The following is a 23,195-nucleotide window of genomic DNA, read 5'->3' on the forward strand; positions in this document are numbered from 1 at the left end:
CGTTTTAAGCACAAAAGCTCCGTTTCCGGAGCTCCTGCACAATCAATATCTATGTAGAGAGAATTGAATCTCCCTTTCGCTTACTTAATAAACTAGTCAATTAACCCGCGTGACTTACAGACAGACGAAGAATGGTTTCATGCGGCAAAATCACTCTTGGATTTTCCACATTTTCTTTCTTCATCAGTTTGGTCAGCAAACGCATCGCTACCGCGCCCAGATCATACATCGGCTGTGCAACAGTTGTTAACTGTGGACGCACCATGGAAGCCATACGAATGTTATCCACACTAATGATGGAGAAGTCATCCGGTACTTTCAAGCCATCGTCCTGAATACTGTGAATTGCACCAATCGCCATTTCATCTGTTGCAGCAAAGATCGCAGTCGGTTTTTTCTTGAGTCCAAGGAAGTATTTCATCGCTTCCACACCGGATTCATAACGATAGTTACCGATGCGTACCAGATCCTCTTGATATTCAATACCCGCTGCTTCCAGTGCCTTCTTATACCCTTGGAAACGTGCAAACCCGTTAGCCGGATCCTGCAACGTTCCACTGATCATCGCGATCTCTTTGTGACCGTGGCGAATGAGTGTGTTGACAGCATCAAACGCAGCTGCTTCATGATCAATATCAACAGAAGGGAATGTGCCCTTCTCATCACTTGTTGCGCACAATACGATTGGAACTGCTGCAGACTGGAACGCTTGAATGTGTTCATCCGTTACCGTACCGCCCATGAAGAGCAGTCCATCCACTTGTTTCTCCAGCAGGGTGTTGATAACACGAATTTCTTTTTCTTTCTTTTTGTCCGCATTACACAGAATGATATTGTAGTGGTACATATTCGCAATATCTTCGATTCCGCGGGCAATCTCCGCAAAGGTGGAGTTCGAAATGTCCGGAATAACGACTCCAACTGTCGTTGTCTTTTTGCTCGCCAGACCACGGGCTACCGCATTCGGACGATATCCGAGTCGTTCAATTGCTTCGTATACTTTTTTCCGCGTTTGCGGTTTGACATTAGGGTTATTGTTGACTACCCGTGATACCGTTGCCATAGACACTCCAGCTTCACGTGCCACATCATAAATGGTTACCGTCACAGTACTTCGCTCCATTACCAGTAAATTTTCATTCCATTTTCATTAAGATTTATATTACGACAAATTATTGCATTAATCAATTAAAATAGGCTCTAGGACTCACTTAAAGTGTTAGCAAGCATCTTACTGGTAATCTCTGAATGGGAAGTATGCCATACTGGATTTCCCTTTTTGACCAGAATAACTTGGGGAGATTCGTGCTTAACACCCAGTCTCTCAGCTGCTTCGTTAGATACCGGACGATCTTCCACCACATAGATGATGCCATATTTCACGCTTTCATTCGGAGAGTTATGCAGATAATCATTCATCTCCTGATAAGCATGTGCGCTGATTGGACAGCGGGTACTATGCTTGAACAGAAGCAAGGGTTGATCCTCCGTCGCCTGCACAGCGGAGTTTAGCTGTTCAATACTTGTCATTTTAGTCATGTCAGCCATTCGTTATACATCCCCCTTAATCAGCAATAACGCCTTGTTGAGCGTTTTCACTCTTCGATATCTTAACAAAAAGTGAGCAAAAAATCCAATTTTCATGAAAACAAACATTCTACACGTCAAAACTAGACGGCATTTGAGAAATGCGCCTGCCATACAAAACCCGACAACTGTGCCAGTCTGCGCTCCGTATCCTCAATCCACGCCTTGTCTTCCGCTTTGTGTGCGTAGCTCATAATATCGAGCAATAGATTGATTCGTGCCTCTACCGCCTCTTTCATTCGGTATTCCATCTCTTGATCCGTGGCCTCCGGCCAGGCCAGAAGCTGTTCGTGGAGCAGGTCAGCCAGTTCATTCTGTTCCCCAAAAGAGACATCCTGCTTCACGGGCTGTTCACCCAGTTTGCTAATACATTCTGTCAAATCCGGTTTCACCGGCTGCAACACCTCGTATGATACACAGTCTGCACACGCAAAAACAGGTACATTACGAATTTCTACCTTCTTGGCGTATACGACCGTTCTTAATTCCAATTCCATTACATGTCCACATCTGCACGACTTGCGCACAACCATCACCTCATTCGCTCTTTACTCTCTATGTATGTACCATTCGACCTATTTCCGCCTAAATCCTGCTGTAAACTAAAGGTTGCACAAATTACCACTGTCACCAGATGAAGGTTGTCGAATGAAGGCTCGGGTTGGTTTGAAATCGTTCTATCCAGATGAGAACTTGTACTTAAACATACTTAAATTAGGAAGCCAATTAGCAAATCTGGTACAATATAAGACGCGATCTGCCAAATTCATTATCGAAGGAGAGTTCATATATGAGATTATCAGGTCAAAAAGTCATCGCACTGGTTGATGAAGAATTTGAAGATCTGGAGCTGTGGTACCCGGTATACCGCGTCCGTGAAGAAGGTGCCGAAGTGCATCTGGCTGGCGAGCAAAAAGGAAAAACATACGTCGGCAAATATGGTGTTCCTGCTACCGCTGAATACAGTTTCGATGAGCTCAGCAGTTCCGATTATGATGGAATACTGGTGCCGGGAGGATGGGCTCCAGATAAACTACGGCGCTACCCCAAAGTGCTGGAGCTTGTAAAAGAGATGCATGCAGACCACAAGCCGATCGGGCAAATCTGCCATGCAGGCTGGGTACTCATCTCTGCCAAAATTTTGAACGGAGTCACCGTAACCTCAACGCCAGGCATTCGGGACGACATGGAGAATGCAGGTGCGATATGGAAAGATGAAGCCGTTGTCGTGGATGGGCATATCATCTCCGCTCGTCGTCCACCGGATCTCCCTCCTTATGGAAAAGCTTTCTGTGATGCACTCGCTGCAAAAATAGCCAAATAACAGCAAGGTAAAACGAAAATAAAGAAAAAACCGCTATGCAATCCTATGCATGGCGGTTTTTATATCTTTTGGAAAAAGTGGTACAAAAGTGAATATATTAATTTAAAGGTATTGCTCGTCTGCTAATGCGTGCAGTCAGTTTACTTTAAGAGGCGTTTGATCCGCTCTGATCGTCAGGACTGCCGCTCGCATCATTAAATATCTGCAAACGCTGTTCAATTTCACTGCTCGTTCTGAGGGTAAAACACTTGCGTGCCTCCTCCTTCGCATCAGCAGCCGTAGTATTCAAAACTCTATGCTTCACGCGCAGCAAGGATTGCGGAGACATGCTGAGATGACGAATCCCGAGTTCCAGCCATAGCGGAATGGAGCGTTCGTCCCCTGCCATCTCACCACACACACTAACGTCAATCCCAGCCGTATGTGCTGCGTCTACGGTCGCTCGTAGCATACGCAGCACAGCCGGATGATACGGATGATACATATGAGCAATCTGTTCATTCATTCGGTCTACTGCTAGCACATACTGTACCAGATCATTTGTTCCGATACTGAAGAAATCTGCTTCTTCCGCAAGAAGATCTGCAATCATCACGGCAGCAGGGACCTCAATCATGATGCCTACCTGAATATTTGCATCGTAGGCCAAGCCCCGTTCATCCAGATCAGCCATCGCTTCCCGAAGGATTTCGTTGGCTTGTTGCAACTCCTCAACCGATGAGATCATGGGATACATAATTTTCACATTGCCCGCTGCGCTTGCGCGTAGAATGGCCGTCAGCTGCGTTTTGAACAGATCCTTACGATCCAAACTGATTCGAATGGCTCGATAGCCCAGAAACGGATTATCTTCTTCTGGTAATTCAAAATAATCGAGCTCTTTGTCGCCCCCAATGTCGAGTGTGCGAATCACAACCGCCTGTCCAGCTGTTTTCTCGGCAACAAGCCGGTACACCTCATACTGTTCCTGCTCTCCAGGGAAGGTCGAACGATCCATATACAGGAATTCAGTGCGGAACAAACCTACACCTTTGGCTCCGTGTTTCAAAGCCAGATCAAGCTCCTTCACGGAGCTGATGTTGGAAGCAAGCTTCAGCACAGATCCATCCTTGGTCACCGCATCTACGGTGGCAAGCACCTGCAACTGTTCTTTTTTCTGCATCTCCTTGTTGCGAAGCATCGTGTAACGTTCAATGGTTTTGCGATCCGGGTCTGTGAATACCAACCCATTATCACCGTCAACGACAAGCATGTCCCCTGTTTCGACCGGCATGCCAAGACTCGCTTCCAATCCGGAAACGAGAGGAATCCCGAGTGCACGTGCCATAATGGCCGAGTGAGACGTTTTACCTCCAATAAGCGTAACAATACCCAAAACATAGCTTGGATTTAAATGCGCCAATTGAGACGGTGACAGCTCTTTAGCAACGAGAATGTAAGGTTGTGTATCTGAAGGTAACGTAATTTCAGGTGCACCCAGAAGATGTTTAAGCAGGCGGTTACCGACATCCTTGATATCGATCGCCCGCTCCTTCATATATTCATCTTCCAGAAGGTCAAACATGGTGACAAAGTGGTCTATCGCCTCTTTTACCGCCACCTCTGCAGCCTTATACTGACGCTCAATAATGCCACGTATTTCATTCATGAAAACCGGATCTTCCAAAATCGCCAGATGCGCATCAAAGATGCTGGATTCCTCAGGTCCTACAACTTCTTTAAATTCATTTTTGATATATTCGATCTCATCCTTCGATGTCCGTATCCCCTCGTACAGCCGTTCGAATTCCTGGGCAAGATCCACCGAATCCATCTTCTGGTCGGGTAGATCCCATTCCCAGCTGGGCAGGACAAATGCTTTGCCGATGGCGATGCCTGCAGCTCCATTGATGCCTTGTATCTTCATTCTACCCCTCCAACGTTCCTGTCATAGAGCACCACGGACATGACGGATGCCTGACCTTTCTTCACTTGCTTGAATGGAGCAAAACTCCACGATTTTACACGATCCGGATTCGTAATGACCATCGGAGTCGTGAGTGACGCAGCTTGTTCACGTAATACGGCTAGATCAAACTTGATCAGCAGTTGTCCAGGCTCAACGGTATCCCCTTCTTGTACAAACGCTTCAAAATGCCCTTTCAGCTGTGAGGTGTCGATCCCGATATGAAGCAGAACCTCCAGTCCCTCTCGTGTAGAAATGCCTAGGGCATGCATCGTCGGATACAAATGCATGATCGTTCCAAAGACAGGCGACACCAGTTCTCCTCGCTCCGGTACAAAAGCAACACCGTCTCCAACGAGCTTGGCTGCAAAAATCTGATCTGGCACTTCCTCAATCGGAAGCATTTTCCCCTGCACAGGTGCTGCGAACAGTACCTGCTGCAAATCCCGTTCCAGCAACTTCGCAATCTCTTCCCGAATCAATTCGGAATAGGTGCCGAATACAACCTGCACGTTACCACCGCCGAGCTTGATCAGTCCAGCAGAACCCAGATTCTTCATTGCTCCCGTATCGATCAACCGATCATCGTGAACCGTCAGACGCAGGCGTGTAATACATGCCTCCACCTGCACGATGTTGCTTTTCCCGCCCAATGCTTCGAGAATCAACGGAGCTTGATAAGGGATATTTCCAACCCAATCTTCCAGCATAGACCCTTCTTCTCGCCCTGGTGTCGGAATTTTGAACGTACGAATCGCCCAGCGGAACAGAAAATAATAGACCAGCCCATATAGTATGCCAATCGGAATGAGCTTCCAAGCATTCTCAGACAGATGGAAATTGAGTATGTAATCAATAACGCCAGCCGAGTATGAGAAACCATGCCTTATATCTAGCCAATAACTTAGCCACATGGCCACCCCGGACATCACTGCATGTACGATAAACAGATACGGCGCCGCGAAAAGAAAAGCAAACTCAATCTGCTCGGACACCCCTGTTAAAAAACAAACCAATGCAGAAGTCAGAAACGTTTTTCTGATTTTTGGTTTTAAATCTTCCCTGGCCTCTTGAATAATGGCAAATGCAATCGCAGGGATAGCAAACATCATAATCGGGAAAAGTCCAGCCATAAAAAATCCAGCTGACGGATCACCAGCAAAGAAACGTGGCAAATCCCCTTGCACAATATTGCCACTCGGCGTTTCATAGGTTCCTAGCTGGAACCAGAATACGTTATTCAGCAGATGATGAAGCCCAAAAGCAACCAGCACCCTGTATAACACACCATAGATGAACAATCCGAAACCGCCAAGACTGTATTCCCATGTTGCAATGGAATTCAGACCATGTTGCAGAACCGGAGCAAGCCATAACATAAAGCAGGAAAAAAGAGCCGAACAGAGTCCGACGATAAGCAAAACAAACCTTGATCCGCCGAAAAATTGCAAGATTTCGGGCAGTTTGATACTTTTGAACCGATTATGCATTCCACCGGCAAATGCACCGAGTATAATTCCAATTAATGATGCAGGTTGCACCGTACCATCCCCGAAATTTCGGGTAACCTGATCATAGATAACGATACCAGCCAACGCTGCAAGTCCAGCTTGACCGGCCTGGTTGGAGAGCCCCAGCGCCACACCGACAGCGAACAAATACGGCAAAAAATAAAAAATACCGTGTCCGGCCACGGTAGACACTTCACCAACAACTCCCATTCCCCAGGCGTTCCAGGGCAGACTACCCACACTGAGCAAAATGGCAGCAGCGGGCAGGACCATTGTAGGCAACATAACCGCTCTTCCGAGCTGCTGCAAGGATCCGAGCCAATTCATGGCGACCTCTCCTTTCTATCCTAGATGGTAAGCTTTACACAGCATTTTGTCAAAGCAAAAGCATCATGTTTAACAGGAAAAATCCCGTGTCTTAGAAAAGACGCGGGATGTTCATTACAATCCTGAATTGGATATGCGATGCCAAGAACGAATTCATGACGACAGCATCGCCTCTTAGCCGCGGCCAGCGCCGCGCAGAACGATGGAATCTTCTACCTTGATACAACGATTGGTGACTACAGTCATGCCGTTCTCTGCCGCAATCTGGACAGCCTCATCGTTATGAATGCCGAGTTGAAGCCATAATACATTGGCCTTGATCGCAGCAGCTTCACGAGCGACTTCCGCGCAGAACTCCTCACGCCGAAAAACATTAACAATATCTACAGGCTCGGGGATATCTGCGAGTGTGGCATACACCTTCTCGCCAAGAATCTCTCCCTGTGCTTGCGGATTAACAGGGATAATGCGGTATCCTCTGCTCTGCATCGCTTCCGCGACCATATACGAGGTACGATCTGATTTGTCCGATAAGCCGACAACAGCGATGTTGCCTGCATTGCGCAAAATGTGTCCAATTTCTTCTCGAGTAGGGTTGTTAAATTCCATGTTCAAGCACCATCCTTTTCTGCTTAACGTGTTAATTTACTCTTTTACCCACTGAACCGAGGCGCCAAGCGCCTGCAAATGATCAAAATATTGCGGATATGACTTGGCTACATGGTGTGCATCCCGAATACGGATAGGTTGCTTTGCTCGCAGACCCACGACAGTAAGCGCCATAATGACACGGTGGTCATAGTGAGCATTAATCTCTACGCCGCCCTCGACACCTTCCGGACGCCCGTGTACGATAATCTCAGCCTGACGCTCTTCGACGTTCGCTCCGGCCTTGCGGAGTTCATTTAAATAATCCGTAATTCGGTCACATTCCTTGTAACGCAGGTTCTCTACATTATAAAACCGTGACGTCCCTTCCGCAAATACTGCTGCCGCTACCATAGCCAATACGGCGTCCGTAGCCGCATCTCCGTCGAATTCAACCGCCTTCAATCGGCCATTTCCTTGAACATGAACCACATCATTCTCATGAGTGAGCGGCACTTCCATCATACGCAACACATCGACGATGGCACGTTCCCCTTGCTTGCTCTGCTCCATCAGCCTGAGAATTTTCACATCAGACTGTGTAACTGCTGCGGCAGCAAGTACGGCAGCCGAGCCAGGGTAATCCCCTTGCACAGTATACGTTGTTGGCTTGTATGCCTGTCCGCCAGGTACACGGAAGGACATGTAATCATCGCTTGCGTGGATGATGATCCCTGCTTGTTCAAGAACCTCCAGCGTCTGACCGATGACCACTTTGGATTTCAAATCATTCAGAACCTCAATTGTGCTGTCTTCAGCAAGCAACGGAGTAACAAACAGCAAGGCGCTCAAATACTGAGAGCTTACAGAACCAGACACGCGAATATGTCCGCCTTTGGCCTGACCGCCTTTAATTGTAATCGGCAGTCGCCCTTGCTGATGCTCTACCTGTACCCCCATTTGACCAAGTGCATCAATCAAATCATCATGCGGCCGTTTACCCAGTGAATCAGGGTATGTATTTACAAAAGTTACCTCAGGGCATAGTGCGGTAACCCCCATCAGGAAACGAAGTACTGCCCCGGCATTGCCTACGTTTAATTCACGTACATCACGGGGGTGGCTTCCGAAACCTTGAATGACGATTTTGCTGTCGTCTTCTTCCAGCACAGCGCCCAGATCGCGAATACATCTGCGCATCGCATCGCTGTCCTCACTATGTGCCGGAAAATGAATCGTGCTTGTTCCTTCCGCCAGCGCAGCGGCCAACAGGTAACGGGTGGTGTAGTTTTTGGAGGACAAAGCTCCGATTTCCCCGTTCAAATTAGGGGTAGGGTTAACAATAACGTCCATGGATGATATTCTCCTTTTATTGATTGTAGTGGTGAAGCTGCATAAATGGTTTTAGTGAGTCTCTGTAAGGCCAAATTGACATCCCCTGGTTCCCTTGGGTATCATTATAGGCGTTAAGTCCATATAGAAAAGAGGACCTGAATATGACACAAATCGCAGAAATTCAACCATCCGAGCTACGTCGCCGTTTACAAGCGGGGGAGAAGCTACAGATGATAGACGTCCGCGAGGACGAAGAGGTCGCGCAAGGCATGATTGCCGGTGCCAAACATATTCCACTGGGACAGATTCCAGATCGCTTGTCGGAGATTGATAAGTCCGGTGAGATCGTGATCATCTGCCGTAGCGGTTATCGCAGTGAACGAGCTTGTGAATATCTGCAACAGCTTGGATACGACGGCTGTACCAATATGGTCGGCGGTATGCTGGAGTGGCAACAAGAAGATTAAAAAGTTAGGGCCATTGTTATCGCTGGCGAACCTTTCAAAGTGTTAATTTCCAATGGAGCACACACTCTGCTTTTCCCAAAACGGGCCCACATGGCCCGTTTTTCAATCTTCCTCTCTCTCGTTCAACTTCGATGATAACAAGCTTAGACGCGGTAATGCGCTAAAATTAAATGAGTCACTTCGGCCGCAGACAACGCAGTAGTATCCACCGTGTAATCCGCAAAACGATATGCATCTTTGCGTTCTTCCATTATCGTGCGAATGCGTTCCTCGGCATTACCTGCAAGTAGTGGACGGTTATCACACCCGCTCACACGTTCCACAATGACCTCAGGGTCTGCGGTTAGGGCAACAACCCAGCCATTCGCTGACATCGATTCACAGTTGTCCGGACGAAGTACGACCCCGCCTCCAGTTGCAATGACCTGTCCTTCGTTTTCAAGGACCGTGCACAACACCCGGTTCTCTACGTCACGAAAGTACGCTTCTCCCTTGCCCGAAAACAATTCCGGGATGGTACAGCCTTCCTCCTGTTCAACCGCGGCATCCACATCGATTAACCGGTATCCCAACTCATGAGAAAGCATATCAGCAACAGTTGATTTGCCCGTTCCCATCATGCCAATGAGAATAATATTTTTAGACTTGCTCAAGGTGTACACTCCTTTAATTCAAGCATTTCGTGAGCACTTTTGTCCTATCATAACACAGCCCTGCGAACGGGGGAAGGCCATGCCTGTACCAAGCTTCCTTTCGAGCCACGACCGTACATACTGTCCCTCCTCTCCCAATGATCTTCATTCATTCATTAATGTTACTCAACAGACTTTTAGTTTCTCTTATCGTATGAAAAAAGAGGAACCTGGTGGTTGTCGGTTTAAACCGATCCTCCAAGTCCCTCTTTACATGCTATGATTCGAATACTACTCCATCCAGTTGTGATGGAAGCTTCCTTCTTTGTCGACACGTTTGAATGTGTGTGCGCCGAAGTAGTCACGTTGTGCTTGCAGCAAGTTTGCCGGCAAACGTTCTGTACGGTAGCTGTCGTAGTAAGACAACGCGCTGGAGAAGCCTGGTACCGGAATACCTTGTTTCACCGCAACGGCTACCACTTCACGCCATGCATCCTGATAGGATTCCACGATGTTTTGGAAGTATGGATCAAGGAGCAGGTTTTTCAGGGCTGCATCTTTATCGTATGCTTCCTTGATGTTTTGCAGGAACTGCGAACGGATAATGCAACCGCCGCGGAAGATCATCGCGATGTTGCCGTATTTCAGATCCCAGCCATATTCGTCGGATGCGGCTCGCATCTGTGCGAAACCTTGAGCGTAGGATACGATTTTACTTGCGAACAGCGCTTTGCGCACGTTCTCGATGAATGCTTTTTTGTCACCAGAGAATGCTTCGGCCTTAGGTCCGTTCAGGATTTTGCTTGCAGCGATACGCTCGTCTTTCATCGCCGACAAGAAACGGGAGAATACGGATTCCGTAATCATGGACAATGGTACGCCGAGATCCAGCGCGCTCTGGCTTGTCCATTTGCCTGTTCCTTTTTGTCCAGCGGCATCCAAAATGACATCAACCATCGGATTGCCCGTTTCCGGATCGTATTTGGAAAAGATGTCCGCAGTGATCTCGATCAGGTAGCTGTCGAGTTCGCCTTGGTTCCACTCTGTGAAAATTTCGTGCAGTTCTTCTACGGAAACGTTAAGTACGGATTTCAGCAAGTGGTATGCTTCACCAATCAACTGCATGTCACCGTATTCGATACCGTTATGCACCATTTTAACGTAGTGTCCCGCACCGTCAGGTCCGATATATGTACAACATGGGTCGTCACCGACTTTGGCCGAGATCGCCGTCAGGATCGGTTCCACCAGTTTATAAGCACTTTCTTGTCCGCCTGGCATAATGGAAGGTCCTTTCAGTGCACCCTCTTCACCGCCGGATACGCCTGTACCGATAAAGCGAATGCCTTTGTCTTCCAGTTCTTTACTGCGGCGAACCGTGTCAGGGAAATAGGCATTTCCGCCGTCGATGATGATATCTCCTTGATCCAAATGAGGAAGCAATTGCTCGATAGTAGCATCTGTAGCTTTACCTGCTTGTACCATGATCAGAATTTTGCGCGGGGATTCCAGGGAGGCTACGAATTCTTCAATGGAGAATGTACCTGTCAGGTTTCTGCCCTCGGCTTCTTTCAGCAGGTCATGTGTCTTCTCTGGGGAACGGTTGAATACCGATACTGAAAATCCTCTGCTTTCAATATTAAAGGCCAAATTTTTACCCATGACTGCCAGGCCGATTACGCCGATTTGTTGTTTTGTCATCTGGTCCTCCATCCTTTACTCCAATTAATTTTATTGAAAAAAATCTCAACAATACACCCATTTTAACGGTTTTATGTATGAAAGTGAACCCTCCACCCGAGCCGGATAGCGGGAAATCGCTGTAATCAGCAAAGGTGTTCATCGTATTTTCATAAAATACGTTATTATAGTAAGAGTAATGAATCACCATCAGAGCGGAGGAACTTGTGAATGAGCTATGAGCAGCTTTCAAACGAAGAACGGTTTTCACTAGATATCCGAAGAACTTATCTTTTGGGGTTGTATATAAATGAATGGGGCATGCCTGAGAGCAGAATCATACTTTCCAAAACAGAGCGAAGCATTCATGTGGAGATTTACTATTTTCCAGCAACGTTGCAGTCCGAGATTTCCCGGTTCGTCACTGTAGGTTTATCTCAAGCTACCCGACCTTCAGGGGAACAAGTCTCCGCAGAGTGGATGCTTGCGCTACCTTCCGATTTAGGCGGTGTAAGTGTAGAACGTGTCAACACCTACTTGGCAGATATCATTACGCATCATATCGAAAATGCTCCAGATTCGGATATCCCGCGTGTGATGAAATCAAGTACGCTAGCACCCACAGAATGGAATGCAACTGCCTTACTAATCGACGAATTGCGGGGAGAAAACGAAGCTCTCGAACTTATTCATATTGGTCAGGAGACAGTCCCTCTGTTGTGGGTCATTCCGATCACCCCAGATGAAGCAGATCTAATTCTGGAACAAGGGATTGAGGAATTTGATGCTCATGTAGACAGTTCGGACTATTCCATTATTGATCCTCAGCGTCCGTAGACGAGCGGAAAAGTACAAGTCCAGAGATTCAGAATCCAAAACTAACATTCCCTCTACATATCAAGGGGCTGCCCCTAGTCCGTTAATGACCTTTGGGAACAGCCCCTTTCAACAAAAACGATGCTCAAACACGCTTGGTCTCATCCTTCCAGCATCAGCAGATGCTCGGACAATCGCTGCAGTGCTTCACGGCAGGCATTGGCCTTCTCTGTATTATCGATCTGTACAGCATTATACAGGCGCTCCAGTTCATCGTCGATCTCCATACGCAGCAGCATCAGCCGTTCTTCGCCTTCGCGCGAGAGGAACATTTCTTCCATCTCTTCCGCCGTAGGCGCAGGTTCTTTTTGAAAAATAACCCGTTGCTTAAATCCCGACACTTCCACCAGACGAATGACTTCACCAAACAGAATATTCTCCACCGTCATCTGCTGATCCTTGAAGCGTTTCACCACAGCATGCCCGCGTGTATCGCCAATCAGTTTCTCCAACCACTCTGCGAGCTTGGCATCCTTGATCAGATAATCTCCTGTCATTTTATAGTTCCCACTGCGTGTTTGTTGAAAACGGAGCTTTACCAGCTTACGTCCGGTGCGGACTGACAGGATAAAGAAGGATTCGTCCTCGCTCCAATATAGTGAATACCCCTCACGAATTAGGTCTTTGATTAGATTTTGGATATGCCGACGGTTGAACCGCAGCTCCAGATTGCAATATTCAACTTCATAACTCTTGTTCACGGCACTCCCTCCATCTGTACCGGATCTGCTCCGGCCTCATGTTTCAAGCGCTTGTGTTACATCGGCTTACCCTATTTTATACTTCATTTTATGTAAGGGTACTTGGTTATTTGACTATTTTTCACGGAATACGAATCCGAATTGAAGCTTTCCGCAGGTGCACAGGGGCAAGCCCCCGGTAATTCATTGTATTACGGAGTACAAGTGACAAAATCATGATCATTATGTTGTACAGTCGACATAACTCACTTCATTTGCACTAATTGACGACTCCCAGGAATCACAACACATCAAAAAAGAAGATCCTCAACCCTAATCAGGTTATGGATCTCCTTTTTTCTCTACTTCATCTATCCAGCAGGTGCAGTACGGTAAGGCTTGCGTGCCAACACAAAGTGAACGACGAAAAGTCCGGCCATTACAAGAGCGCTTGCGATAAACGGAGCCGGATGACTGATGTGATCCCACAACAACCCAGACACAATCGGACCAAAAACCATACCCGAACCTTGCAAAGTAAGGAAGAACCCCCAAATTGCCCCGCGTTCCCCTTCCGGAATCAGTGTGGCAACAAATGCATTCCAAGCCGGAAGAATCATCGCATAACTTACGCCAACAAGCATGACAATGCCAAAAACAACGGGAATGGCTGTCACTGTCGAGAAAACAAACAAACTTGCTGCCGCCATCAAAAACCCGATATTCAGGAACGGCTTCGTGCCGAACTTGTCCACCATTTTCCCAACAGGAAGCAGTGCGATGACGGTAATCCCTCCTCCTGCAATGAGCAGCAGGCTATACAGATTGGGTGAGATATTCAGATCTGTTCGTGTATACAGCGTAATGACAGGGCTGAGCAGGCCAATCACAAACGACTGCATAAATAGCGCAGGATAGACCAGCGGATTAACGTTGAGCGTGCTACGCACCCGGTGTAATGTACGCTTTACGCTCTGTTGTAACCGAATAAACGGAGTAAGAAGATTCGGCTTGGCTGGATATTTCTGATTTGCAGACATTCGGTCTTCTCTAGCATCTCCTGCTCCTGTTGCTTGTTCCCCCTGAGCCACAACGCGGCCCGGAAGAATCATAGCGACCAGAATGACCAGAATCGCACATCCCATCAGAACGAGGAAGATTGTACGGTAATCATGATCGGTCCGCTCCAGTAGCCAGTTCATGCCAACAGGCCCGAGCCCCGTGCCTCCCAAAGCCGCCATTTCCAGCGCACCCATCGCTGTTCCATTTTTGTTCTGTGGGCCTGACATTGCCGTTACTCCCGTCATTGCGCAGGGCCACAGGGGTGACGTGCCGATTCCGAGAATGAGACAAGCCATAGATAGTCCAACTGCACTTTTGAGAAAAAGAATCATGATCACGGCAATCAAAGTACAGATCAGAGCCGTTACCATCGTGGCGCGGAAACCGATTCGTTCTGCTGCCCAGCCTGAAGGGGCTCTGAACAGATTATCCCCCAGATATTGAAGAGCAAATGCTACGCCGATGACGCCAGCAGACAACCCCAGAATATTATCCATATATACGGGGAGAACGGCGACCAGCAGTGCCCCCTTGATGATCTCCACTAGAAAAAGTGTCAGCCACATCGCGATAAAAAAAGGCGATCTTAAGATCTTGGCTGGTTTGATGTCGGTTTGCATTCTTTTTCCCCTTTCAAGGTTCATTTACCGTTCCTCTACACATAGTGTAACCGGGGGCATGACAAGCAAATCTCACCAATTCAAAAATTTGTCGTTCATACCGCTTGCATTCAGTGCTTATTTTGCTATACTCATCTTTGTTTACCATTTTACTTAGGAAGGGTTGTGACAGCACTGATGAATCACCACCGTACGCCGCTGTTTACCGCTTTGAAAGATCACGCGGCACTCAATCCCGTACAGTTTCATATTCCGGGACATAAAAAAGGATTGGGAGCGGATACCGAATTCCGTGAATTTATAGGCGATAACGCCTTCTCCATAGATTTAATCAATATCGCACCACTCGATGACCTGCATCAACCCACAGCTGTCATTCGGGAAGCACAGATGCTTGCCGCAGATGCCTTTGGAGCCGATTATACCTATTTTAGTGTACAGGGTACAAGCAGTGCGATTATGACGATGATTCTATCGGTATGCGGACCTGGGGACAAAATTATCGTGCCCCGCAACGTACACAAATCTGTCCTGTCTGCCATTATTTTCTCAGGAGCCAAACCTGTATTTGTTTCTCCTGCACAGGATGTTAACCTTGGTATCGATCACGGTGTAACCATTCAATCGATCCGTCGTGCGCTTGAGCGTCACCCGGATGCCAAAGCTCTGTTAGTCATTAATCCAACCTATTACGGTGTATGTACGGACCTGAAGTCCATCGTAGAGCTGGCTCACAGCTATCAAGTACCCGTTCTGGTGGACGAAGCACACGGGGTGCTCATTCATTTCCATGAGGATCTGCCACTGTCTGCAATGGCTGCTGGAGCCGATATGGCTGCTACAAGTGTGCACAAGCTTGGTGGTTCGATGACACAGAGCTCTGTGCTGAATCTGAATACCAAGAACGGGTATGTCAACCCACAACGTGTACAGACCATTCTCAGCCTGCTGACATCCACATCCACGTCATACGTATTGCTTGCATCGCTGGACACCTCCAGACGCAACCTGGCGCTCCATGGTCATGAGATTGCGCAAAAGGCGATTGATCTTGCTGAGTTTGCAAGGCGTACAATCAATGATATTGATGGCTTGTACTGTTTCGGAAAAGAGCTGTTAGGCACAGAAGCCACTTTCAATTATGACCCAACAAAAGTCACGATTCATGTGCGCCATCTCGGCATTACAGGCTACGAAACCGAGAACTGGCTGCGTGAGCATTATAATATCGAAGTAGAGCTTAGCGACATGTACAATATTCTGTGCCTTATCACGCCAGGTGATACAGATGGCAGCGTGAATATCTTGCTTAATGCGCTACAGGATTTGTCCCGTACTTATTATCAGGTCAATCCGGCGCATGAACTGGTTGTCAAAGTTCCAGACATCCCTCAGCTGATGTTGACCCCGCGTGATGCTTTTTACGGAGATACTGAGGTCATTCCTTTCAAGGAATCCGCTGGACGCATTATCTCGGAGTTCATTTATGTGTACCCGCCAGGTATTCCGATCCTGCTTCCGGGCGAGGTCATTACGCAAGAAAACATCGATTATATCATTGATCATGTTGAGGTTGGACTGCCCGTTAAAGGACCCGAAGACCGTAGCGTTACGAACGTCAAAGTCATCGTGGAAGCTGACGCCATTTTCTAGAATGGCATTCAGGTCTGAGACGGCTTGAACAGAAAAGGACTGGGTCTACCACCTGGTCCTTTTTGATTTTCATTTTTGGTGACTCTCCGTCTCCGCACCAGCCTCACAATCCAAAGCAACAACAAAAGACCCCCTGAAATTCAAGGAGCCTTCATGTTATATTCCAAAAGATTGACTATTCTTGGGAAGCAACCAGTTCGTTGTATGCCGCTTCAACACGGTTCCACTCTGCTTCATCTTCAATATTGTAGAGCACCATTTCCTCGTCTTCTTCTTCCATACGCAGGATGATGCCGTCAGCTTCAGGATTGTTGCGTTCCAGCAGAAGTGCATAAACGTGATCTTGCACGTCAAATGTTTCTACCAAAACCATTTCCACGTCTTGTCCGTTCTCATCAGTCAATGTGAGAAGGATCTCTTCGTGTTCATGATCGTGATCATGGTCGTGACCGCAACCGCAATTATCTCCATGCTCGTGTTTGTGATCGCTCATTGTAATACCTCGCTTCATTAATAGAAAATGTGTAACCTTGCATATCGTAACATGTTCACAGAGCTAGGTCAATTTAGAAGCATAGCGTCTATTCGCCTTTAATCATTCAAGGCTGTAATGATTTTTTCGGCGACCAGAACATAGTTGCTATTTGCATTTTCTTTAATATGAAAACCGACTTGATATTTGCCAGCACGACTAAAATCATAAGTGAAATCATACGTTCGGAACCAGAAATTGTCCTTCTGCGTAGCGAGATCTTGTGCCTGAATATCCTTAACCTGACCGCTCGGGTCCGTTATGGTAACTTTCACGGCAGCCACATCGGTTGTGAGACTATCCACCTGTGAGAACACATTAAATTTCAATTTGCCCACATTGACGTTCCCAAACACAGTGTCTCCCTTGAACAGAAAAATATGTACGTTCGGCTTGATCACCGTTACTCGCTTGTTACTATTGTCCCACCGAGTAATGCCTCCAGCCTCTCTAACAGGTACATAAGTCGTCCCATCAATCAAATAACCACCGTCAGACGCTTCCTTGCCGTTAATGAGCACACGAATCTTCTCGTTCACAGAGTCCGCAAATAATAAAGACCCGCCCAGCAAGGAGAATACCATGACACACAGCAGCACTCTTTTCCATTTCATCCCGTCAATATACCCTCCCTTGCTGTTAGCTTGTTTGTAGATTTATACTGCGAACGGCTCCACAAAGTTGCGCTGTTTTTCATCATTTTTCATTTTTTATCCAAAATATTTACCACGCTCTGGTAAACACAAAAAAAGGCTATCCTTTTTTCAGGATAACCTATGGCGTCGCATATTATATCTACGTCATTAGACGAAGTATCATGAAGATACGTGGCGAGTGAGGATACAGGGAACCCCTTTGCCAACCGCCCCGCCTTCTCTCATTCGTGCAGCATATTCCGTCCCGCGCAAGCAAGGTGTCTTGCAGCGTTCACATACATCGGATGTGACCAGCTTCATGGATACACGCATCTTGTCACTTTTTAACGCGGGAGCTTTCTTTCCTTTTGCCTTTGCCATCACGGATTCCCCATTTCCCATAATGCTGAATGAATAGTGCATCATATGGGGAAACGCCCAATTGTGTGCCTTCCTTAGAAAACGTATTTAAATACTAAAAAGATAACGAACAAAATACCACCGAGAATCAGCCAATTGCTGATCTCCCACCAAATACTTCTTCCTCCACCAGAGATGAGTTGCTGTGATTTCTCCTCATGACGCTGCTAAGGCAAAAAACCTCCGAGTCTTCGGAGGTTTTTGTCTATTGCATTTATTTTATTCTAAAGGAAACGTTACGAAACCCGTCTGCTTACGCCTGCTCTACTTTAACATTAACATTACCTTTGATCGCTTTGGAATAAGGGCAATATTCATGAGCAAGTTTCACAAATTTTTGAGCCGTTTCTTCATCCAGACCGAGAATTTTTACTTCAAGCTCCACATCCAGCTTTACACCACCATCTGCCGGGTCCGCTACCAAAGCAACAGTTGCAGATACTGTGCTGCGTTCAATCGTTACATTGTGCTTTTTCAATTGAAATTCCAACGCAGAGTTAAAACATGCACTGTATCCTGCTGCAAACAATTGCTCCGGGTTAGTCGCTGTTGTGACTTGACCTCCAAGTTCAGGGGGTGTGGCTACATCCATCATGAATACGTTATCCGGGGATTGTACGATCCCTTGGCGTCCACCTGTATTAATAACTGTCGTTTCATATAGAGTTTTCATATTAAAATTCTCCTCTTCCGATTTAAGTTTTTGTTATATGTTTTGAACATGTTTTCTTTTAACTTGTTTACAAATTGATTGTACACAATTTAATTTGCTTTGTAAATAGTTTTTTTAAATAAAAAAAGAGCGACCTTGTAAGGTAGCTCTCTATATTGTTTTAAGGCAAAACCAAAGCACAAACATTCGTGTAATCTCAAATACCTAGCAATGGAAAACGGAATGACATCTGAGTTTATTGGGATGTATCCGATTTTGATGTTTCAGATTGCTCCGTTTTTTCACTCTGTTGATTTTGATTTCCGGAATTACGATTGAACCCTGGGCCTCCGAATCCACCCCTCATGCCGTTTCCTTTGAGACCATCTCCCAATTTGTTTAGGTCAACGGAAGATGCATCGATCAGCTTATCCGCACTCGCTTTTTGCCCTTCTGTAGTGGAAGGGATCGTTCCATCAAGCTGTCCTTGAATGCTCTCGGCACGCAATGTTCCTAATTTAGTCAATTCAGCAACAGCTTCTTTATACTTGTCATATGTCACGAACGCAGTCGCATCATTTTTTACGTAATCCGTAATCAGATTGTTTAACGTCTCTACCGTTTGCTCAAATTTTCCGTTGGCAAAATAACCGTCCACGATTTGTTGCAAGTATTCATGATACTTCGCTTTGTACTCAGGAACCTCCAGTAACTTGCTTAGAATCGGCCGTTCTTCCATCGTTACGCCCGATAACGGTGTATCAATGGCAAGATTGACCACATCGGATACGGAACCTGCCTGGAATCCACCAAAAGCCATATTGTAGTCCCAAGGCAACATACTGATCTTGCCGTTATTCTCATATAAATAATAGTTATGCCCCATATTGGATGTGTAACTATCCATGTTAACCACCACATTATGAGCTGCAAAATATTTGAGCACAGCATCCACATCTACATATTTCTCAAGATCGGTGCCCGCATTCAAGTTTTTGAGTGCTTCAATCACACGTTGTTCATCTTCTTCCGTCGTTTTGGTCCTTGCATTATCAAAAATGCCAGAATAACTGGACACTTTATCATCCGTGTACACTAAGGATACGCCGTTCGTGCCACCATTCATTCCACCGCCTCTGCCGAACCCCCGACCACCCTCTCCGCGAGTGTTGGCAGTCTGAGATTTGGCATCGCCTGTTCCTTCACCTTGATCGCTTGGTGGCTCCATGCCTTCAGGAGGCTGACGGTCTCCCATCCCGAAGGCTTCCCCTTCTGCTGGCGGGTTCCCCATTCCCATCGGGTTTCCCATTCCGCCCGCTCCCATATTGCCATCGTTATTGGGTTTGTAGATCTCTCCTTCACCATTCTTCGCACGTGCCAGATATCCGCTGTCTATGTCTTCAACAGCCAAATATAAGCCCCACGCCTTTCCGTTTACGTTAATGTTGGCAAAAGAAAACAGCGGTGCATCAACTCCGATATAACTCATGATGTCATAGCTGAGATACTCTTTCATATAACTGGCGTCGGAAATCATATTATTCACGACCATTTTATCAAGACCATTCCAGGTCTGACCTTTGACGTATTTGTCAAACTTGATTTTGAAACTATACCGATCGGTTGAATCGTCCTGTGCCACTTGCCTCAAACTGGAGTTTCCTTTGGCTCGTATACCTACATTTTCTATGGTTGTTCCATTGATCGTTACATTGGCCTTGATATAGTTTTCCTCTGTTGCCGTGTCCAGCATTTCCTGCCAGGCATCCTCATCTACATCAATGGAAAAAGACATCACTTCCGTTTTATTAAAGTTTTGTGCGTAATCCACCGTTTTTGTCTGATCTTCTGTGGATTGGTTCTCTGTAGTTGTAGTCGTTGTTGTTGATTGCAGAGCTCCACTCTCATTGCTACAAGCCGCTAATAACAACGAAGCAATCACTGTAGTTGTCATAACATTTCGCCATTTGTTATTTATCATGCCATTTCCCACCTTTAGTTCCTTTTATATTCCTGCTACAGAGAAGTTTAAAAGAGAAACCTTAAATGGAACTGAACAAGCAAAAAGAGCCACCTTCTAGGCGACTCTTTATAAACATTTCTTTTTTTGCTTCTACTTTATGGCGGCTAAATGCTTCATTCGACTTTTTTGCTGTCTTTCAATTTACCGTTGCCATCCAGCTCATAGGATTGGTAAATGTCATTAGAGAGCGTTAGAGATTCCAGAATCTTCTCCATAAAGGACGCTGATGCCTTGGTACTGAGATGGTCGCCGTTCCAATAGTAATGAATCATAAGACGATTTTGATTGTATGGATGTTTAATAACATATGCTCCGGAGTGTCCAGATGCGTTCATAGCCTCTTTCCAGTCCAAACCGATACCCTTTGCCCGAACATTAATGTTGTTTTTCAAAGCTTGAACCATACCATTCGACTTTGCATCACCAACAAGAATGAGGTTACTGCTTCCAATCTCACGTTTCAGCTTCTGCTTCAACTGTTTTCGATCCCGAACTACATCGTACTTCATGCCAAATACATCAAAAATCTGAGTTAACTTGCTGGTCGCTTGTTCCTGTTGTTTTGCTGCTTCTTTGCTCACCTGATCTCCAAGTACAATGGTTAATGGCTCCCCTCGAAAGGACTTTTCCATTAAACGAATCATTACTTCGTAAGGCAGATTTGGAATGTTATTCACTACTGCTTCATACTGCGGCTGATAGGCATCATGCATATATGCTGCAAGTTCCTTCTCCGACATTTGATATTCCTGCTTAAGCTCAAATCCTGGCTCCATTAAAGCTTTTTCCATGTCCTGACGCTGTTCTTTACCAAGAACATCCTCAATAGTACCAAGTAATCCATCGATTGTAGCGTTTTGATAGACAAAGCGATTAAAATACTCCTTCATGAACGCATCAAATTTTTGTTCACCAACAGAGCGGTATAATTGATAAATGGCCTGACGACCCTTTTGGTAAAATACATAATCAGCCATTTCTCCTACTTGTTCATTCGTTGACGCGATTGGCAGATCAATAGGTGAAGGATCTAGCTGAATGGATCTGAAACCTCCCAGCTTATTGCCCTGCTTTTCTAAAAAATACACCGTGGAGAATTCGGCAAAACCTTCATCCAGAAAGGATTCCGTTTCGGAGTTGTTCCCTATCAAAGCATGAAACCACTGATGTGCAATCTCATGTACAAACGTGGTATCATCTTCAGGCGATAACCCCGCAGCACGCTCCGGCATCTGTATTAATCTTGAATATTCTACGCCAAAGCCATCCACATAAGTCTCGATGACACGAAATTCGGGATACGGGTATTTACCATATTTCTCACTGTAAAACGCAATGACTTTAAATGCATAATCGATATATTTATCCACTGCAGCTTTCTTGGCAGGATCATCACCCGAATAAAAATATTCCACGGTTAGACCATTACGCGTCTCACGTTCTACCTTTAAGTTGGCGCCAGCAAAAAAAGCAAATTCTCTGGTGTTCGCTGCGCGCGCTGTAACCACTTTCCGTCCTTGTTCAGCACTGTTTTTGGAAGTGATATCTCCCGGCATGACCACCTGATATGACTCAGGCACATTGAACTCAACATCGAAATCGGATGAGGTATAGTAATCACTCTCGAATGAAGTGCTGTACGGTGTCTTATTCCATTGATGTGTAGTCTCGTCATACACAGACATCACAGGAAACCAATGTGCTCCGTTGACCTGATCCTTGTAATACGATATTCGTTGCATACCATAAGGAATGTCGATCCGATAATCCACTTGGAAAGTAATTGACTGACCCGGTTGTAGAGGTGCCTTCAATTGTACATGTAATGCCTGATCTTTCTTATCAAAAAGAAGCTTCTCTCCTTGCTGCGTCACTTCCACAATATCCATCCCGCCCAAAAAATCTGACGCTTTCTTCTCCGGGTGTTCTTTGGCTATTTGCTCATTCTGGTCTGTATACATAATTGTTTGTGTTGCTTTGGATCGATTCGAATCTGCATAGGTATGCATGACCAACTCTTGAAGGGTATCTTTGCTCGTATTCAGGTGGGTCACCGTCTGGCTACCCTGTATTGTCATGTCTTTTTCGTCCAGACGTGCTTTGATCTGGTACTGAATCGGGGATTGATCTTGAGACATGGCTTGTTGTGAGCGCATGCGAAAAGCTTGTTGCATCTGGAACGCTTTCTGCGTTGTCTCAGAACTCGCAGCCAAGCTCTCCCCCTTCGAAGAGGTGGCATACGTAGTGTGGATAAATGAGGATGTTGTGAGCGCCAGTACCATTGTGCTTAATATGGCCTTTTTCATCACGTTTTTGTTAGTAGATTGGGTTTTGGAAGCGTGCATTTTCTCTCTCCTCTGTTCTATGTTGTTTGCTTACTACAACAATAAGAGATCAACCTTACATTGAATTTAGGTTTGGTTTAAATTTTGTTTAAAAAAGCATAGCATGTCCCCATTCCCGCACCGAATTCTCTCCCAAAAGCCGATTTAACCATCCATATTGGTTCAGAAAAAAGAAAAAAAGCCTTGCGTAGCAAGGCTTCTTAAGTATGATCTGTAGTGGGCTCGAACCACTGACCCCTACCCTGTCAAGATAGTGCTCTCCCAGCTGAGCTAACAGATCATGTATATTAGGTTTCGTTCA

General features: G+C 46.1%; 21 protein-coding genes and 1 tRNA gene. 4 read left to right on the top strand and 18 right to left on the bottom strand.

Annotated features, from left to right (window positions below):
• Positions 1-100: 100 nt before the first annotated feature.
• The 3 genes from ccpA to ACT89M_RS19195 form a co-directional block, all read right to left on the bottom strand.
• Entirely contained in the window at positions 101-1,108 is a 1,008-nt protein-coding gene (ccpA, locus tag ACT89M_RS19185) for a catabolite control protein A (RefSeq protein WP_090923671.1), read from the bottom strand.
• 92 nt (positions 1,109-1,200) lie between these two features.
• Complete coding sequence (gene ytxJ / locus ACT89M_RS19190) at positions 1,201-1,548, bottom strand: bacillithiol system redox-active protein YtxJ (RefSeq protein ID WP_090923672.1); 348 nt, start codon at positions 1,546-1,548, stop codon at positions 1,201-1,203.
• 122 nt (positions 1,549-1,670) lie between these two features.
• A complete protein-coding gene (locus tag ACT89M_RS19195; protein ID WP_154957727.1) occupies positions 1,671-2,084 on the bottom strand; it encodes a hypothetical protein in 414 nt (137 codons plus the stop codon).
• 293 nt (positions 2,085-2,377) lie between these two features.
• On the opposite strand from ACT89M_RS19195, the gene ACT89M_RS19200 reads away from it, so the two are divergent.
• Entirely contained in the window at positions 2,378-2,911 is a 534-nt protein-coding gene (locus ACT89M_RS19200) for a type 1 glutamine amidotransferase domain-containing protein (protein ID WP_154957728.1), read from the top strand.
• A gap of 145 nt (positions 2,912-3,056) precedes the next feature.
• Here ACT89M_RS19200 and ptsP read toward each other — a convergent pair whose 3' ends face one another.
• The 4 genes from ptsP to aroA all read right to left on the bottom strand — a co-directional run bounded on the left by ptsP (position 3,057) and on the right by aroA (position 8,635).
• Positions 3,057-4,817 (bottom strand): phosphoenolpyruvate--protein phosphotransferase, encoded by a 1,761-nt coding sequence (ptsP, locus tag ACT89M_RS19205; protein ID WP_090923675.1) that lies wholly within the window; start codon positions 4,815-4,817, stop codon positions 3,057-3,059.
• Complete coding sequence (locus ACT89M_RS19210; RefSeq protein ID WP_154888276.1) at positions 4,814-6,694, bottom strand: glucose PTS transporter subunit IIA; 1,881 nt, start codon at positions 6,692-6,694, stop codon at positions 4,814-4,816. The genes ptsP and ACT89M_RS19210 overlap by 4 nt, the downstream gene beginning before the upstream one ends.
• Positions 6,695-6,868: 174 nt before the next feature.
• Positions 6,869-7,303, bottom strand: a complete 435-nt coding sequence (locus ACT89M_RS19215) for a CoA-binding protein (protein ID WP_154888274.1) — start codon at positions 7,301-7,303, stop codon at positions 6,869-6,871.
• A gap of 36 nt (positions 7,304-7,339) precedes the next feature.
• On the bottom strand, positions 7,340-8,635 hold the full coding sequence (gene aroA, locus ACT89M_RS19220) for a 3-phosphoshikimate 1-carboxyvinyltransferase (protein WP_154888272.1): 1,296 nt from the start codon (positions 8,633-8,635) through the stop codon (positions 7,340-7,342).
• 143 nt (positions 8,636-8,778) lie between these two features.
• Between aroA and ACT89M_RS19225 the strand changes: the two genes are divergently transcribed.
• Positions 8,779-9,084 (top strand): rhodanese-like domain-containing protein, encoded by a 306-nt coding sequence (locus ACT89M_RS19225; protein WP_090923679.1) that lies wholly within the window; start codon positions 8,779-8,781, stop codon positions 9,082-9,084.
• A gap of 143 nt (positions 9,085-9,227) precedes the next feature.
• Here ACT89M_RS19225 and ACT89M_RS19230 read toward each other — a convergent pair whose 3' ends face one another.
• Both ACT89M_RS19230 and gndA read right to left on the bottom strand, forming a co-directional pair.
• On the bottom strand, positions 9,228-9,737 hold the full coding sequence (locus tag ACT89M_RS19230; protein ID WP_308723170.1) for a shikimate kinase: 510 nt from the start codon (positions 9,735-9,737) through the stop codon (positions 9,228-9,230).
• A 270-nt stretch (positions 9,738-10,007) separates the two neighbouring features.
• Positions 10,008-11,417, bottom strand: a complete 1,410-nt coding sequence (gene gndA, locus ACT89M_RS19235; RefSeq protein WP_487344780.1) for an NADP-dependent phosphogluconate dehydrogenase — start codon at positions 11,415-11,417, stop codon at positions 10,008-10,010.
• Positions 11,418-11,690: 273 nt separating this feature from the next.
• On the opposite strand from gndA, the gene ACT89M_RS19240 reads away from it, so the two are divergent.
• Positions 11,691-12,233 carry a suppressor of fused domain protein gene (locus tag ACT89M_RS19240; RefSeq protein ID WP_487344781.1) on the top strand — a complete coding sequence of 181 codons (543 nt, stop codon included), beginning with the start codon at positions 11,691-11,693 and terminating at the stop codon, positions 12,231-12,233.
• Positions 12,234-12,373: 140 nt separating this feature from the next.
• On the opposite strand, the gene ACT89M_RS19245 is transcribed toward ACT89M_RS19240, so the two are convergent.
• Both ACT89M_RS19245 and ACT89M_RS19250 read right to left on the bottom strand, forming a co-directional pair.
• On the bottom strand, positions 12,374-12,973 hold the full coding sequence (locus ACT89M_RS19245) for a hypothetical protein (RefSeq protein WP_154888266.1): 600 nt from the start codon (positions 12,971-12,973) through the stop codon (positions 12,374-12,376).
• A 350-nt stretch (positions 12,974-13,323) separates the two neighbouring features.
• Entirely contained in the window at positions 13,324-14,634 is a 1,311-nt protein-coding gene (locus ACT89M_RS19250) for an MFS transporter (RefSeq protein WP_090923683.1), read from the bottom strand.
• Between the two features lie 177 nt (positions 14,635-14,811).
• Between ACT89M_RS19250 and ACT89M_RS19255 the strand changes: the two genes are divergently transcribed.
• Positions 14,812-16,287: an aminotransferase class I/II-fold pyridoxal phosphate-dependent enzyme gene (locus ACT89M_RS19255; RefSeq protein ID WP_308722941.1), complete on the top strand. Its 1,476-nt coding sequence runs from the start codon at positions 14,812-14,814 to the stop codon at positions 16,285-16,287.
• A gap of 175 nt (positions 16,288-16,462) precedes the next feature.
• On the opposite strand, the gene ACT89M_RS19260 is transcribed toward ACT89M_RS19255, so the two are convergent.
• From ACT89M_RS19260 to ACT89M_RS19290, 7 genes are all read right to left on the bottom strand, one after another.
• Positions 16,463-16,780, bottom strand: a complete 318-nt coding sequence (locus ACT89M_RS19260; RefSeq protein WP_090923684.1) for a DUF1292 domain-containing protein — start codon at positions 16,778-16,780, stop codon at positions 16,463-16,465.
• Positions 16,781-16,878: 98 nt separating this feature from the next.
• Entirely contained in the window at positions 16,879-17,433 is a 555-nt protein-coding gene (locus ACT89M_RS19265) for a stalk domain-containing protein (RefSeq protein WP_090923685.1), read from the bottom strand.
• 201 nt (positions 17,434-17,634) lie between these two features.
• A complete protein-coding gene (locus tag ACT89M_RS19270; RefSeq protein WP_090923786.1) occupies positions 17,635-17,835 on the bottom strand; it encodes a hypothetical protein in 201 nt (66 codons plus the stop codon).
• A gap of 292 nt (positions 17,836-18,127) precedes the next feature.
• Positions 18,128-18,547: an organic hydroperoxide resistance protein gene (locus ACT89M_RS19275; protein WP_090923686.1), complete on the bottom strand. Its 420-nt coding sequence runs from the start codon at positions 18,545-18,547 to the stop codon at positions 18,128-18,130.
• A 235-nt stretch (positions 18,548-18,782) separates the two neighbouring features.
• Positions 18,783-20,507, bottom strand: coding sequence for a CotH kinase family protein (locus ACT89M_RS19280; RefSeq protein ID WP_308722794.1), 1,725 nt, complete (start codon positions 20,505-20,507; stop codon positions 18,783-18,785).
• Between the two features lie 155 nt (positions 20,508-20,662).
• Positions 20,663-22,894 (bottom strand): M1 family metallopeptidase, encoded by a 2,232-nt coding sequence (locus ACT89M_RS19285; RefSeq protein WP_308722795.1) that lies wholly within the window; start codon positions 22,892-22,894, stop codon positions 20,663-20,665.
• A 207-nt stretch (positions 22,895-23,101) separates the two neighbouring features.
• Positions 23,102-23,174: transfer RNA gene (locus ACT89M_RS19290), tRNA-Val, on the bottom strand.
• Positions 23,175-23,195 lie beyond the last annotated feature (21 nt).

It is taken from the genome of Paenibacillus sp. NN59 (genome assembly GCF_057597225.1).

What these genes read in the sequence shown, in the direction of transcription:
- ACT89M_RS19210 (WP_154888276.1), bottom strand. Translation starts at nt 6,694, where the DNA reads ATGAATTGGCTCGGATCCTTGCAGCAGCTCGGAAGAGCGGTTATGTTG.
- aroA (WP_154888272.1), bottom strand. Translation starts at nt 8,635, where the DNA reads ATGGACGTTATTGTTAACCCTACCCCTAATTTGAACGGGGAAATCGGA.
- ACT89M_RS19195 (WP_154957727.1), bottom strand. Translation starts at nt 2,084, where the DNA reads ATGGAATTGGAATTAAGAACGGTCGTATACGCCAAGAAGGTAGAAATT.
- ACT89M_RS19270 (WP_090923786.1), bottom strand. Translation starts at nt 17,835, where the DNA reads ATGGCAAAGGCAAAAGGAAAGAAAGCTCCCGCGTTAAAAAGTGACAAG.
- gndA (WP_487344780.1), bottom strand. Translation starts at nt 11,417, where the DNA reads ATGACAAAACAACAAATCGGCGTAATCGGCCTGGCAGTCATGGGTAAA.
- ACT89M_RS19285 (WP_308722795.1), bottom strand. Translation starts at nt 22,894, where the DNA reads ATGCACGCTTCCAAAACCCAATCTACTAACAAAAACGTGATGAAAAAG.
- ACT89M_RS19225 (WP_090923679.1), top strand. Translation starts at nt 8,779, where the DNA reads ATGACACAAATCGCAGAAATTCAACCATCCGAGCTACGTCGCCGTTTA.
- ACT89M_RS19265 (WP_090923685.1), bottom strand. Translation starts at nt 17,433, where the DNA reads ATGAAATGGAAAAGAGTGCTGCTGTGTGTCATGGTATTCTCCTTGCTG.
- ACT89M_RS19280 (WP_308722794.1), bottom strand. Translation starts at nt 20,507, where the DNA reads ATGATAAATAACAAATGGCGAAATGTTATGACAACTACAGTGATTGCT.
- ACT89M_RS19200 (WP_154957728.1), top strand. Translation starts at nt 2,378, where the DNA reads ATGAGATTATCAGGTCAAAAAGTCATCGCACTGGTTGATGAAGAATTT.
- ACT89M_RS19260 (WP_090923684.1), bottom strand. Translation starts at nt 16,780, where the DNA reads ATGAGCGATCACAAACACGAGCATGGAGATAATTGCGGTTGCGGTCAC.
- ytxJ (WP_090923672.1), bottom strand. Translation starts at nt 1,548, where the DNA reads ATGGCTGACATGACTAAAATGACAAGTATTGAACAGCTAAACTCCGCT.
- ACT89M_RS19255 (WP_308722941.1), top strand. Translation starts at nt 14,812, where the DNA reads ATGAATCACCACCGTACGCCGCTGTTTACCGCTTTGAAAGATCACGCG.
- ACT89M_RS19275 (WP_090923686.1), bottom strand. Translation starts at nt 18,547, where the DNA reads ATGAAAACTCTATATGAAACGACAGTTATTAATACAGGTGGACGCCAA.
- ptsP (WP_090923675.1), bottom strand. Translation starts at nt 4,817, where the DNA reads ATGAAGATACAAGGCATCAATGGAGCTGCAGGCATCGCCATCGGCAAA.
- ACT89M_RS19215 (WP_154888274.1), bottom strand. Translation starts at nt 7,303, where the DNA reads ATGGAATTTAACAACCCTACTCGAGAAGAAATTGGACACATTTTGCGC.
- ACT89M_RS19250 (WP_090923683.1), bottom strand. Translation starts at nt 14,634, where the DNA reads ATGCAAACCGACATCAAACCAGCCAAGATCTTAAGATCGCCTTTTTTT.